The 13,175-nt window shown below is 70.3% G+C and carries 14 protein-coding genes and 1 tRNA gene; 7 read left to right on the top strand and 8 right to left on the bottom strand.

All coding sequences use genetic code 11. The annotated features are described in order from the left end of the window. Positions 1 to 448 precede the first annotated feature (448 nt). From ACZ6YG_RS23845 to ACZ6YG_RS23830, 4 genes are all read left to right on the top strand, one after another. Positions 449 to 1,816, top strand: coding sequence for a replication initiator (locus ACZ6YG_RS23845; RefSeq protein ID WP_466019233.1), 1,368 nt, complete (start codon positions 449 to 451; stop codon positions 1,814 to 1,816). Positions 1,817 to 1,818: 2 nt separating this feature from the next. Beyond that, the gene (locus ACZ6YG_RS23840) at positions 1,819 to 2,055 is read left to right on the top strand and encodes a helix-turn-helix domain-containing protein (protein ID WP_466019232.1); all 237 of its coding nucleotides are present in this window, start codon (positions 1,819 to 1,821) and stop codon (positions 2,053 to 2,055) included. Between the two features lies 1 nt (position 2,056). Then, the gene (locus tag ACZ6YG_RS23835) at positions 2,057 to 3,298 is read left to right on the top strand and encodes a site-specific integrase (RefSeq protein WP_466019231.1); all 1,242 of its coding nucleotides are present in this window, start codon (positions 2,057 to 2,059) and stop codon (positions 3,296 to 3,298) included. A gap of 115 nt (positions 3,299 to 3,413) precedes the next feature. Next, on the top strand, positions 3,414 to 3,920 hold the full coding sequence (locus ACZ6YG_RS23830) for a DUF2716 domain-containing protein (RefSeq protein WP_466019230.1): 507 nt from the start codon (positions 3,414 to 3,416) through the stop codon (positions 3,918 to 3,920). Between the two features lie 173 nt (positions 3,921 to 4,093). Here the strand turns inward: ACZ6YG_RS23830 and ACZ6YG_RS23825 are convergent. The 7 genes from ACZ6YG_RS23825 to galU form a co-directional block, all read right to left on the bottom strand. Further along, positions 4,094 to 4,167 (bottom strand) — tRNA-Ala (locus ACZ6YG_RS23825). A 50-nt stretch (positions 4,168 to 4,217) separates the two neighbouring features. After that, complete coding sequence (gene sepX, locus ACZ6YG_RS23820; protein ID WP_466019229.1) at positions 4,218 to 4,781, bottom strand: divisome protein SepX/GlpR; 564 nt, start codon at positions 4,779 to 4,781, stop codon at positions 4,218 to 4,220. A gap of 124 nt (positions 4,782 to 4,905) precedes the next feature. Next, positions 4,906 to 5,538, bottom strand: a complete 633-nt coding sequence (locus ACZ6YG_RS23815; protein ID WP_187281380.1) for a GNAT family N-acetyltransferase — start codon at positions 5,536 to 5,538, stop codon at positions 4,906 to 4,908. Positions 5,539 to 5,589: 51 nt separating this feature from the next. Continuing rightward, positions 5,590 to 6,066: a MogA/MoaB family molybdenum cofactor biosynthesis protein gene (locus ACZ6YG_RS23810; protein ID WP_219551122.1), complete on the bottom strand. Its 477-nt coding sequence runs from the start codon at positions 6,064 to 6,066 to the stop codon at positions 5,590 to 5,592. Continuing rightward, complete coding sequence (gene moaC / locus ACZ6YG_RS23805; protein WP_148029030.1) at positions 6,063 to 6,533, bottom strand: cyclic pyranopterin monophosphate synthase MoaC; 471 nt, start codon at positions 6,531 to 6,533, stop codon at positions 6,063 to 6,065. The genes ACZ6YG_RS23810 and moaC overlap by 4 nt, the downstream gene beginning before the upstream one ends. Continuing rightward, positions 6,530 to 7,717, bottom strand: coding sequence for a molybdotransferase-like divisome protein Glp (gene glp, locus ACZ6YG_RS23800; protein ID WP_148029029.1), 1,188 nt, complete (start codon positions 7,715 to 7,717; stop codon positions 6,530 to 6,532). The genes moaC and glp overlap by 4 nt, the downstream gene beginning before the upstream one ends. After that, the gene (galU, locus tag ACZ6YG_RS23795) at positions 7,704 to 8,606 is read right to left on the bottom strand and encodes a UTP--glucose-1-phosphate uridylyltransferase GalU (RefSeq protein WP_148029028.1); all 903 of its coding nucleotides are present in this window, start codon (positions 8,604 to 8,606) and stop codon (positions 7,704 to 7,706) included. Before galU ends, glp begins: the two co-directional genes overlap by 14 nt. A gap of 24 nt (positions 8,607 to 8,630) precedes the next feature. Between galU and ACZ6YG_RS23790 the strand changes: the two genes are divergently transcribed. The 3 genes from ACZ6YG_RS23790 to ACZ6YG_RS23780 all read left to right on the top strand — a co-directional run bounded on the left by ACZ6YG_RS23790 (position 8,631) and on the right by ACZ6YG_RS23780 (position 11,099). Continuing rightward, positions 8,631 to 9,200, top strand: a complete 570-nt coding sequence (locus ACZ6YG_RS23790; protein WP_148029027.1) for a 5-formyltetrahydrofolate cyclo-ligase — start codon at positions 8,631 to 8,633, stop codon at positions 9,198 to 9,200. A 24-nt stretch (positions 9,201 to 9,224) separates the two neighbouring features. Next, positions 9,225 to 10,730 (top strand): potassium/proton antiporter, encoded by a 1,506-nt coding sequence (locus tag ACZ6YG_RS23785; protein ID WP_466019228.1) that lies wholly within the window; start codon positions 9,225 to 9,227, stop codon positions 10,728 to 10,730. 69 nt (positions 10,731 to 10,799) lie between these two features. After that, the gene (locus ACZ6YG_RS23780; RefSeq protein WP_219551114.1) at positions 10,800 to 11,099 is read left to right on the top strand and encodes an FmdB family zinc ribbon protein; all 300 of its coding nucleotides are present in this window, start codon (positions 10,800 to 10,802) and stop codon (positions 11,097 to 11,099) included. Here ACZ6YG_RS23780 and ACZ6YG_RS23775 read toward each other — a convergent pair. Further along, positions 11,096 to 13,063 carry an MDR family MFS transporter gene (locus ACZ6YG_RS23775; protein ID WP_466019227.1) on the bottom strand — a complete coding sequence of 656 codons (1,968 nt, stop codon included), beginning with the start codon at positions 13,061 to 13,063 and terminating at the stop codon, positions 11,096 to 11,098. The two genes, ACZ6YG_RS23780 and ACZ6YG_RS23775, sit on opposite strands and share 4 nt — an antisense overlap. Between the last annotated feature and the right edge of the window lie 112 nt (positions 13,064 to 13,175).

Here is a 13,175-nt window from a genome sequence, read left to right as displayed (position 1 = left end):
TTACCGTGCCCGTTCTGCTCCTGCTGCGCCCGCTACGGCTGCGACTTCGACGGCGACCCGCCCGACTGCGACACCACCACACCCGCTCAGCCCTGCCCCTGCACCCGCCAAGGAGGTGAACCCACGTGATCCACCACTACGCCTGCGCCACCTGCAACGGCACCGGCCTCTACGACAACGACACCTGCCGCGACTGCTCCGGCTCCGGCATTGACCTCGACAACCGGGACTGACCCCGGCGACGCCACCACGGGACGGCTCAAGCCTGGCAGCCACGCCGTCCCCGTGGGACGTCACCCTCCGCACACAAACGAAGGAATCCCAGTATGCGCCACCGGCCCTGCCCGGAATGCGGCGGATACGGCTCTGTCCGCATCCGCTCGACCCGTACCCACCGACTGATCGTCATCTACTGCCCGTGCTGCGAAGGCAGGGGAGAGGAGGCTCAGTGACCGAAGCACCCGCCCAGCTCGGCGACCTCATCGGCCCCGTCATCCGGGACCTGGCCCGCCGCTCCAACCACGACGTCACCCGCTGGCTTCACCAGGTCGACCGGCTCCGCGGCTGCACCGACCCGATCCGCCTCACCGGCGAATCCACCACCCTGAACAGCACCACCGGCGAACTCCTGCACACCTTCACCACCCGCGACGAACCACACGGCCAACTCCTGATCCGCTGCGGCAACCGCCGCGCCTCCCGCTGCCCGGCCTGCGCCGAGACCTACCGCCAAGACACCTTCCACCTCATCCGCGCCGGGCTGATCGGCGGAGACAAGGGAGTCCCAGAGATCGTCCGCACCCACCCGCGAGTCCTCGCCACCCTGACCGCCCCGTCCTTCGGCCCCGTCCACCGAGGCCCCGACAAGGACGGCGCGCTCAACCTCTGCCACCCGCGCCGGACCGGCCCGTCCTGCTTCACCCGGCACCAGAAGGGAGACCCGACCATCGGCCAACCGCTCGACTCCGATACCTACGACCACACCGGGCACGTCCTGTGGAACGCCCACGCCGCCGTCCTGTGGCACCGCTTCACCATCTACCTCCGCCAGCACCTGGCCGCCGCCACCGGCCTGACCCGCAAGGAGTTCGCCCGCACCACCCGCCTGTCCTTCGCCAAGGTCGCCGAGTATCAGGCCCGGGGCGTCGTCCACTTCCACGCCGTCATCCGCCTCGACGGCCGCGACGGCGACACGCTCACCAACCCGCCCGCCTGGGCCACCCTCGACCTGCTCACCAGCGCCATCACCTCCGCCGCCAAGGCCGTCCGTCTGCCCGCTCCGGAAACCGGGCAACCGCTCACCTGGGGCACCGTCGACGTCCGCCCGATCCAGTCCGCCGGCCTCGATGGCAACGCCCTGTCGGAGGCCGCCGTCGCGGGCTACATCGCCAAGTACGCCACCAAGGCCGCCGAGACCTCCGGCACCCTGGACCGCCGCGTCACCCGGAGTGACCTGGCCCGCCTGCACACCCACGGCGTCACCGAGCACGCCTCCCGCCTGATCCGCACCGCCTGGGACCTCGGCAACACCGATGCCCACCCCGACCTGGCTCCGCTCCGGCTGCGCCAGTGGGCTCACATGCTCGGCTTCCGAGGCCACTTCTCCACCAAGAGTCGCGCCTACTCCACCACCCTGACCGCCCTGCGCCGCGTCCGCCTGGAGTACCGCGAGGCCCAAGAGCTGCAACGCCTGCGGCACGACCCGACCAGCACCCTCGTCCTGGCCCACTGGAAGTACGCCGGACAAGGCTTCACCCCCGGCGAATCCGCACTGGCCAGCCAGATCAGCAACCACAACCCGGCAGGAGGTAACTAACCATGCATCACCTGATCAGCACCTCACAGCACGCTCCTGCCGAGTCCATCTCGGATGAGCAGCGCGCCGTCTACACCGTGATCGAGGCAGCACACCTGCTGTCGCTGTCTCGGGGCAGCGCCTACGCCCTTGTCCGCAACGGCACCATCCCGGCCATCCGCATGGGCAACCGCTGGGTGATCCCCAAGCGCCGGTTCCACTCCTGGCTGGACGGCACGCCGGAAAGCGAGGCGAACTGACATGGGGCACATCGTCAAGACCAAGGCCGGGACGTACAGAGCCAACTGGCGCGACCACACCGACCGCCAGCGCTCGAAGACCTTCTCCACGAAGCGAGAGGCAGCCGCGTTCCTCGCAGAGATCAAGAGCGCGCTCAACCGCGGTTCGTACGTCGACCCGCACGCGGGCAAGACCAAGTTCGGCCCGTACGCGAGTAGCTGGCTCGCGTCGCGCAATCACGAGCTGGCCACCGCCGCGCGCGATCAGTCCATCATGCGCAACCACGTCCAGCCCCGCTGGCAGGACCTTCCGCTCGGCAAGATCGACCACTCCGCCGTACAGGCGTGGATCACCGATCTCGGCAAGCGCCTCTCCCCTGCCACCGTGATCGAGTGCCATCGGCTGCTGTCGGGAGTGATGCGCTCGGCCGTACGGGATCGGCTCATCGGCGCGAACCCGTGTGAGGGCGTACGCCTGCCCAAGCGCCGCCGCCAGGCCGACGATGACCGCATCATCACGCGGGAGGAGTTCGCCATGCTCCTCCGGCATGTCCCCGACCGGTATCGTGCCGTCGTCGGCCTGGCCGCCGGAGCGGGGCTACGGTGGGGCGAGTGCGCCGGGCTGCGATGGGATGCCATCGACCTCGATGCCGGTACCGTCCGGGTGCTCCGCGTCGCAGTCGAGATCAACGGGCACATCACGATCAAGCCGTATCCCAAGTCCCGAGCAGGACGACGAGAGATCCCGCTGCCCGGCTTCGCGCTCGACCTCCTCACCGCACATCGGAAGGCCTTCTCGGCCGGTCCGCTCGGCGAGGTCTTCACCCTACGTAGCGGCAACCTGATGAGCCGCCACACCTTCCGCGCCCGCGTCTGGCGGCCCTCGCTCGTCCGCGCCGGTCTCCTCGGCTCGGTCGCACCGGCCGGGGAAGGGTTCGTCGGCACCTGGACGACCAAGGCCGGTACCGAGCAGAGCAAGCGCTTCATGACCAGGGAGGAGGCCGTCACCTACGTCGCCCAGCACGCCGGGGAAGGGCTGCGTTTCCACGACCTCCGACACTGCTACGCCACCTGGCTCGTCTCCAGCGGCGTGCCGGTGAACGACGTCGCCGGGCTCATCGGCCACGAGCAGATCTCGACCACGCTCAACCGCTACACACACGCCTCACGCGACCGCAACAACAGGGCCCGCGCCGTCTTCGCAGACTTCTCGCTTAATCCCTCCTCGGAGCATTGGCCAGAAGACCACCAATCCACCTCGTAGCCGAGGACCGGAGAAGGCCCGATTCCGAGATTTGGAGTCGGGCCTTTCCGGATTCGCAGCCCAGTTCCCACGCGAACAGCACGACCCAGACCACACCCACCGTTATGGTTCTCCCGTGACCACCCCCGCCTGGGAGCAGATCGAAATCGAACGTTACGAAGACGGCTGGGCCCCGTTCGACGCGCGTTTCGCCTTCCGGCCGTACTCATGGAAGGACGGCGAACCTGCGATCAACGAACCCACCCCGTCCCTGACCATCGACCTGGTCCCGATCTTCACCAGCTCCCCAGCCCGGTTCTCCGCGGCCAACGACGCCGTCAACGCCCTTAGCCTGCTGGCCATGACCCGCGCCTTCGCCGACTCACAACGCCTGCTCGTGCTCGACTGGCAGCACCCAAGCTGGTGGTTCCGGCCCCACCGCCAGGCCCTCGCCGACACCGCCGACTGGCCCGTCGAGATCTTCCCCAATGGCGACTACTACGTCTTCCTCTCCGAAGACATGACCAACGGCACCTTCGGCCACCCCTGGGAACAGACCCTCTGCATCTTCGGCTCCAGCCTGCTCCCCGAACTGGCCCCGCTGCTCACCTCATGGCTGCCAGTCAAGCGAGCCCGTCCCTGACACCCCCGCCTACGGCAAGCGGCTCCAAGGACGTCCGCTGACTTCTCGCTGACTCCGGGCCGAACCTCTGCGCTGACAACTCCGCCACCGATCGGGGATCACTGACAACCCGCATCGCCTCTGACCAGCAAAAAGGCCCGGCCCCGAAGTCGGAACCGAGCCTTTTGATTTTGTGGAGATGAGGGGATTCGAACCCCTGACCCCTTCGATGCGAACGAAGTGCGCTACCGGACTGCGCTACATCCCCAAGACCTCGACCAGATTAGCAAACAACCGAGGGTCCTCGCGCCACAGTATTCAGTCGCCCACCGCTCGCCGAGGCGGTTCGGCGTACTGGTCGAAGAGAACGTCCCCCTGCGCCCCCGTGAACTCGATGACCTCCGCCTCCCTGGCCGCGAGTTCCTCGGCGCGGCGGCGGGCGCGGATGCGGCGGGTGCGCTCGCGGGCCTGGAGGGCGCGCTGGCGGCGTTCGCGGTCGACCTTGACGGCGATGCGCAGGAACACGAGGTAGAGCAACATGACGGCGCCGGACGGCGCGACGCCCCACCAGGGGATCATCTGGACCGAGGCCGTGACCACCGAGGCCACCACCAGCAGGACGGTGAAGAACAGCAACCGCCGCCGGCGCGCTACGATGATCGCCCGCCGCCGGTAACGGAACTGGCGCGGGTCGACGCGTTCGGTCTCCACCGGCTCCTCGTCGGGCGCGGTGGTGAGGTCGGGGATCTGGTGTTCGCCGGTGTAGTGCTCTTCGAGCTCGGCCAGTTCGGCGAGGTTGGATTTGTCCCGGCGCAGCCACATGGGCACCAGCACGCAGAGCCACATGATGACGATGGCGAGGTAGAGGAGAGCACCGCTCACAGGCACCTCCGGGCAGCACGAGAACGCCTCGGTGCGTCGGGCGTTCTCATTGTGCTCACGTCACGCACCGTAAGACCGCGTGTCACTGATTGACGAGCATTCGATGCGGTGTGTCGCGAGATCGTCAAACCTCTTCCACGGACGACCGGGCGCGACGCCACTGTACGAGCAGGCCGCCGGGGACGTCCTCCGCGGTCAGCGCGTAGCAGATGTGGTCGCGCCAGGCTCCGTCGATGTGGAGTTGGCGACGCCGAATGCCTTCTTCCCGGAAGCCCAGTTTCTCAACCACTCTACGGCTGGCTTGGTTCTCGGGGCGGATGTTCGCCTCGATCCGGTGCAGGCCGGTGGTGAAGAAGCAGTGGTCGACGGCCATGGCGAGGGCGGTCGGCGTGATGCCGCGGCCGGCGAGCGCGCCGTCGATCCAGTAGCCGACCTGGGCGGATCGGGCCGAGCCCCAGACGATGGCGCCGATGGTGAGCTGCCCGGCGAAGCGGCCGCGGTAGGTGACCACCCAGGGCAGGGCGAGGCCTTGCCGGGCCTCGCGGCGCAGGGTGGCGACCATGGTGATGTACGGGCCGAGCCCGGTGCGGAAGAGCGGTGTCTCGGGGTTGCTCGGCTCCCAGGGGCGCAGCCAGTCGGCGTTGCGCACCCGGGTGTCGCGCCAGACGCGTACGTCGCTCAGCCGGAGCGGCCTGAGGGACACCGGGCCCTCGGTCAGCGTCGCAGGCCAGCCGCGTAGTCGATCCACATCTGACATCATCCCCCGATTCGGCGCGATGCCGCCACGGGTCTGGTGGCGCATCTGAGGTCAGCGTGGGTGGTCGCCGCCGCGGATCTGGTCGACGGCGTGCTTGAGCACGGGGGCGAGCACGGCGACGCCGTCGCGTACGCCTCCGCTGGAGCCGGGCAGGTTGACGATGAGGGTGTGGCCTGCCTGGCCGGCGAGGCCGCGGGAGAGGATCGCGGTGGGCACCTGGTCGCGGTTGGCGGCGCGGATGGTCTCGGCGATGCCGGGGATCTCCCGGGTGATCACGCGGGCGGTCATCTCGGGGGTCAGGTCGGTGGGGGTGAGGCCAGTGCCGCCGGTCGTGACGATCACGTCGTACTCCTGGGCGACGCCGTCGCGCAGGGCGGCCTCGACGGGGTCGCCGTCGGGGACGACCACCGGGCCCTCGACGGTGCAGCCGGCCTCGGTGAGCAGGGAAACCAGGAGCGGTCCTGACTTATCGGCATAAATCCCGGCGGACGCCCGGTTCGACACCGTCACCACCAGCGCCCTGATCACGCCCGCCTCCACTCGCCGGTCTTGCCGCCCGTCTTCTCCTCGACCCGGATGTCGGTGATCACCGCTGCCGGATCGGCCGCCTTCACCATGTCGAACAGCGCCAGCGCCGCCGTCGACACCGCCGTGAGCGCCTCCATCTCCACGCCGGTGCGGTCGGCGGTCTTGACCCGGGCGGTGATCGTCACCCCCCAGTCGGCCACGTCGAGCGTCACCTTGACGCCGTGGATGGCGATGGGGTGGCACAGCGGGATGAGGTCGGGTGTCCGCTTGGCGCCCATGATGCCGGCGATGCGGGCCACGCCGAGCGCGTCGCCCTTGGGCACGTCGCCGGACCGCAGCAGCGCCACCACCTCGGGCGACAGCAGCACCCGGCCGGTGGCCGTCGCGGTGCGGGCGCTGACGTCCTTGGCGGACACGTCCACCATGCGCGCGGCGCCGGTCTCGTCGACGTGCGTCAGCTCGCTCACAGCCTGATCACCTCCACCTGCTCGCCGGCGGGCACCTCGGTCACGTCCTCCGGCACCACGATGAGCGCGTTGGCGGAGGCCAGGGCGGCGAGCTGGTGTGATCCCTGGCCGTGCACGGGGGCGACGGAGCCGTCGGAACCGAGCATGCCACGCAGGAACGACCTCTTGCCGGCAGGGGAGCGCAGCGACGCCGTGGTGCGGACGGTGACGGTGGCGGGCGGCCCCGCCGGGAGGCCGCGCATCTTGTCGAGCGCGGGCCGGACGAAGAGCGTGAACGACACGAACGACGAGACGGGGTTGCCGGGCAGCGCGAAGATCGGCACCTGGTCGTCGCCGACGGTGCCGAACCCCTGGGGCATGCCGGGCTGCATGGCGACCTTGTCGAACCGTACGGTGCCGAGCGGGCCGAGGGCTTCCTTGACCGGCTCGTACGCGCCCATGGACACCCCGCCGCTGGTCACGACGGCGTCGGCGCGGACGAGCTGGGCGTCGAGACGCTCCAGGAACGCGGCCGGGTCGTCGCCCACGGTGGGGGCGCGGAAGCCGTCGGCGCCAGCGGAGCGGGCGGCGGCGGTGAGCGTGAAGCTGTTGGAGTCCCAGATCTGGCCGGGGCCGAGCGGCAGCCCCGGCTCGATCAGCTCGGCGCCGGTCGCGAGCACGACGACGCGCGGCCTGGGCCGGGCCAGGACGCGGCGGCGGCCGACGCCGGCGATGATGCCGAGCTGGGCGGGGCCGATGACGGTGCCGGGCTTGAGCACGACCGCGCCGGCCTGCACGTCCTCGCCGGCCAGGCGGATGGCGTTGCCCTCCCGCACGGTCTCGTCGATGCGGACCTGGACGGTGCCGCCGTCGGTCAGCTCGACGGGCACGACGGTGTCGGCCCCCGAGGGCATCGGGCCACCGGTCATGATGCGGACGGCGTGGCCGGGGCCGACGGCGAGCAGTTCGCCGGCCCCGGCCGCCACGTCGTCGATCACGGGCAGCGTGACCGGCGCGTCCGCGATGTCGCTCGCTCGTACGGCATATCCGTCCATGGCGGAGTTGGCGAACGGCGGGAGCGGCACCGGGGAGGTGATCTCCTCCGCGAGCGTGGCGCCGAGGGCCTGCTCCAGCTCCAGCTCCAGCGGCGCGAGCGGGCGCACCGTGGCGAGGATGTCGGCCAGGTGCGCGTCAACCGATTTCATCGAGGAACTCCCGCAGCCAGGGCAGGAAGTCGGGGGCGAGGTCGGGCCGGTCGGCCGCGAACTTCACGACCGTGCGCAGGTAGTCGAGCTTGTCGCCGGTGTCGTAGCGGCGGCCGCGGAACAGCACGCCGTGCACCGGGCCGCCCTTGTCGGCGTCGCGGCCGGCGAGGGTGCGCAGCGCGTCGGTGAGCTGGATCTCGCCGCCGCGGCCCGGCGGGGTCTCCTCCAGCACGGCGAAGACCTCCGGGTCGAGCACGTAGCGCCCGATGATCGCCCAGTTGGAGGGCGCCTCCTCGACCGGAGGCTTCTCCACCAGGTCGACGACCTTGACGACGTCGTCCTCGCCGGTCGCCTCGATGGTCGCGACCCCGTACAGCGAGACCTGCTCCCTGGGGACCTCCATCAGCGCGATCACGCTGCCGCCGTACGCGCCGCGCACCTCGATCATGCGCTGCAGCAGCGGGTCGCGCCGGTCGATCAGGTCGTCGCCGAGCAGGCAGGCGAACGGGTGGTCGCCGACGTGCTGCTTGGCGCAGAGGACCGCGTGCCCGAGCCCCTTGGGCTCGCCCTGCCGCACGTAGTGCAGGGTCGCCAGTGAGGCCGGCTCGCGGACCTGGGACAACCGGTGCTCGTCGCCCTTCGCCTCGAGCACGTCCTCCAGCTCGTACGCGCGGTCGAAATGATCCTCTATGGACCGCTTGTTCTTGCCAGTGACCATCAGCACGTCGAGCAGGCCAGCGGAGGCGGCCTCCTCGACGACATACTGGATGGCGGGCTTGTCGACGATGGGCAACATCTCCTTGGGTGTCGCCTTGGTCGCCGGAAGGAACCGGGTGCCCAGACCCGCGGCGGGCACGACGGCTTTCGTCACAGGGTCGAAGTCAGCCATGCCTAGACCCTAGTGGAGGTACCTGTGGACAAGCCGCACCTGCGTCGCGAACTGCTCGCGGCGCGCGCCTCGCTCACCCCCGATCAGCTCCGCGCGAACGCCACCAAAGTCCGCGAAACCCTGCTCGACCAGCCCTGGGTCCAGATGGCCGGGCTGGTCGCCTGCTACTGGTCGATCGGCGCCGAGCCCGGGACGCACGGGCTGGTGTTCGCGCTGTGGAAGCACGGCGCGACCGTGATGCTGCCGGTCCTGCGCGAGGACGACGACCTCGACTGGGCGGTGTACGACGGGCCTGACACCCTGGCGCCGGGCCGGTTCGGCCTGATGGAGCCGGTCGACACGCGGCGCGGGGTCGACGCGATCCGCACGGCCGCGCTGGTGATCGCGCCCGCGCTGGCCGTGGACCGCCGCACCGGGGTGCGGCTGGGCCGCGGCGGCGGGTCGTTCGACCGGGCGCTGGCCCGGGTCGGGCCGAACGTGCCGACCGTCGCGCCGCTGCACGAGGGCGAGCTCAGGGACGACATCCCGGCGGAACCGCACGATCGGGCCGTCCGCTTTGCGATCACACCTTCGGGACTAATTAAACTTACCTAGACACAGGTGATCAAAGGGGGCCGGATGACGCTGGATGTCTGGCTCCTCGTCAGTGCCGTCATCGTCATCGCCGCCGTCATCTCGGTACGGGTCGCGCACCGCAGCGGACTGCCCAGCCTGCTGCTGTTCCTCGGGCTCGGGCTGGTCCTGGGAGACGCCGGGTTCGGCATCCCGTTCGCCGATCCCGGCCTGGCCAAGGACATCGGCTTCCTGGCGCTCGCGGTGATCCTGGCCGAGGGCGGCCTGACCACGAACTGGAGTCAGGTCCGCCGATCGGTGCCGCTGGCGCTGATCCTGGCCACGGTCGGCGTCGCGGTCAGCATCCTGGCCGTGGCCATCCCCGTCCGTTACCTGCTGGGCGTCGACACCATCACCGCGCTGATCATCGGCGCGGTGCTGGCGCCGACGGACGCCGCCGCGGTGTTCTCCGTCCTGCGCCGGCTGCCGCTGCCGCCCCGGCTTGCGGGCATCCTGGAGGCGGAGTCCGGCTTCAACGACGCCCCGACGGTGCTCGCCGTGGTGCTGTTGAGCGGCACCGTCCACGCGTCGCCCGACCTCGGCTCGTTCCTCGTCGAGACCGGCAGCGAGCTGGCCATCGGCGCAGCCGTCGGGCTGGCGATCGGCCCGGCGGGCGCGTTCGCGCTGCGCCGCATCGCGCTGCCCGTCTCGGGCCTCTACCCGATCGCGGTGCTGGGCCTCACCCTCTTCTCGTACGCGGGAGGGGCGCTGCTGCACGGCTCCGGCTTCCTCGCGATCTACCTGACCGCGCTCGTCCTGGGCAACTCGAAGCTGCCGCACCGGGCCGCCACCCGGGGGTTCGCGGAGGGCATGGCGTGGCTGGCGCAGATCGGGCTGTTCGTGATGCTGGGCCTGCTGGCCAGCCCGATGGAGATGTCGTCGGCGATCGTGCCCGGCCTCATCGCCGGCACGGTCATGGTGGTGCTGGCACGGCCGCTGGCGGTGCTGGTCAGCGCGTCTCTCGGGCGGCTGATCGGGCAGGGCTGGGTGCCGTGGCGGGAGCAGGCCTTCCTGTCGTGGGCGGGGCTGCGCGGCGCGATCCCGATCGTGCTGGCCACGATCCCGTGGGCCGCCGGGGTCGAGGGCTCCAAGGACATCTTCAACGAGGTGTTCGTGATCGTCATCGTGTTCACCCTGCTCCAGGGGCCGACGCTGCCGTGGGCCGCCCGCCTGCTCAAGGTGACCACACCCGTCGAGGCGCACGAGCTGGAGGTGGAGGCGGCTCCGCTGGAGGAGCTGAACGCCGACCTGCTGCAGGTGTCGGTGCCACCCGGGTCACGGTTGCATGGGGTGGAGATCTTCGAGCTGCGGCTGCCGCGCGACGCCCAGGTGACGCTGGTCGTGCGCGACGGCAGGTCGTTCGTGCCCGGCGAGACCACTCAGATCAGGGCCGACGACCAGCTCCTGCTCGTCACCACCGCCGCCACCCGTGACCAGGTCGAACACCGGTTACGCGCCGTCAGCCGCCGCGGCAAGCTCGCCGGATGGTACGGGGACCGGGGATTGGAATAGGCGTTTGACCGCATCGGTTACCATTAGCAGTCGCAAGGCATGAGTGCCAAAGCCTGCTAGGAGGAACGCGTGCCGACCTACCAGTACGCCTGCAACGACTGCGCCGAGCAGCTCGAGGTCGTTCAGAAATTCAGTGACGACGCGTTGACCGTGTGCCCCGCGTGCGAGGGGCAGCTGCGCAAGGTGTTCTCGGCGGTCGGGATCGTCTTCAAGGGCTCGGGCTTCTACAAGACCGACAACCGCTCGTCGTCGGGCTCCTCCTCGTCCTCTTCCTCGAAGTCCGACAGCTCGTCCTCTTCGAAGTCCGAGTCGAAGTCGGACAGCAAGCCCGCCGAGTCGGCCCCCGCCCCCGCCGCCGCCTCCAACTAGCGCGGGCGGTCCACCAGGGCTCCGAGCAGATCCGGAGCGACCCGGTCGAGCAGCTCCTCCAGCTGCGGATGCGGCCCCCAGTCGGCGACCGACCTGCTCAGCGCCTCGCGTGAGCAACGCAGCAGCCGCAGCGCGGCTTCCTGGCCGCGCTCGGTGAGCCGCAGCATCTCGCCGTCCGCCGAACGCTCCAGGAACCCGTCGTCGACGAGCTGGTCGGCGTACGGTCTGCCCTGCTCCCTGCTGACCCGCGCCCGCTCCGCCAGGGCGGCGGCCGACACCCAGCCCTTGCCGCCCAGCCGGGCGATGATCCACACCCCTTCCGGCCTCATGCCCGCCAGCCCGGCCAGATCGCCCATCCGGGTGTAGTAGCCCGTGCGCAGCTCGGCGTCGGCGAGCCGGACCAGGCCGCGCTCCACCTCCTCCAGCGACGAACGCTCGGCCGACGTCGCGCCCAGGCATTCGCCCAGGTCGGCCGCCTTCGTCGTCTCCCTGAGCCGCTGCTGCGGGATGAACCACGACAGCAGGAACGCCACCAGCATGACCGGCGCCGCCACCCGGAACACCATGGCGATCGAGTCGGCGTACGCGTGGAGGAACTCGGCCGCGAGGCCGGGCGGCAGCCGCCGGACCACCGTGGGATCCTTCTGCACCTCGGCCGGGTCGAACCCCGGCGGCAGCGACGACCTGGCCAGCACCTCGCGCACATCCTGCGCGAGCCGCCCGGTGAAGACCGCCCCGAGCGCCGCGACCCCGAACGACCCGCCGATCGACCGGAAGAACGTCGCCCCCGACGTGGCCACCCCCAGGTCCTTGAACGAGACCGCGTTCTGCACCACGATCACCAGCACCTGCATGGTCATGCCGATGCCCACGCCGAGGATCAGCAGGTAGACCGCCAGGGCCGGCATGCCGCTCGACTCGGTCAGCGTCGACAGCAGGAACATCCCCACGGTCGCGATGCCCGTGCCCGCGATCGGCAGGAAGCGGTATTTACCGGTCTTCGAGATGACGAACCCGCTCACGATCGACAGCGTGAGCATGCCGGCCATCATCGGCAGCAGGTAGACCCCCGACAGCGTGGCGCTCACCCCGTGGACCACCTGCAGGTAGAGAGGCAGGTACGTGAGCGCGCCGAACATCCCGAACCCGACCACGAACCCCACCACCGACGACGCCGCGAACGCCTGGTTCCTGAACAGGGCGAGCGGCAGCACCGGCTCACGCGCCCGGCGCTCGGCCGCCACCCAGCCGGCCAGCATCACGACCGCCGCCACCGCCAGCCCGACGATCACCGGGTCGGCCCACGGGTAGACGGTGCCGCCCCAGGTGGCGATCAGCACCAGGCAGGACGTCGCGCCGCCCAGCAGGGCCACGCCCGCGTAGTCGATGGTGTGGCGGGCGCGCTGGCGGTCGCCGGGCAGCGCGGCGGTGATCACGAGCAGCGCGACGGCGCCGAGCGGCAGGTTGACGTAGAACACCCAGTGCCACGACAGATGGTCGACGAACAGGCCGCCGACCAGCGGCCCGACGACGCTCGACACGGCGAACACGGCGCCGAAGAACCCCTGGTACTTCCCCCGGTCGCGGGCCGAGACCACGTCGCCCACGATGGCCTGGGCCAGCACCATCAGCCCGCCGCCGCCGAGACCCTGGAGGCCGCGGAAGCCGATCAGCTCGCCCATGTTACGGCTGAGCCCGCACAGCGCCGAGCCGGTCAAGAAGATCACGATGGCGGCGATGAACAGCCGCTTGCGCCCGTACTGGTCGCCGAGCTTGCCCCACAGCGGCGTGGACACCGTCGAGGCGAGGATGTAGGCCGTCACCACCCACGACAGGTGATCGAGCCCGCCCAGGTCGCCGACGATCGTGGGCAGCGCCGTGGACACGATGGTCTGGTCGAGCGCGGCCAGCAGCATGCCGAGCATCAGCGCGATGATGATCAGCCCGAGGCCCCGTTGCCGCATGCGCCGATAATACGCCGCGTATCGCATCGGCCACGTTGGGTGGTCGCGCCTTGTCCACAGCCCTCACCCCGCCCGCCCGCGATATCCACAGAACGAGATTCGGCCTTTTCGA

This window comes from Nonomuraea sp. NPDC054003, from assembly GCF_055585125.1.
Note: the sequence above shows the minus strand (reverse complement) of the source record. Positions and strands in the feature narration are given on the sequence as shown.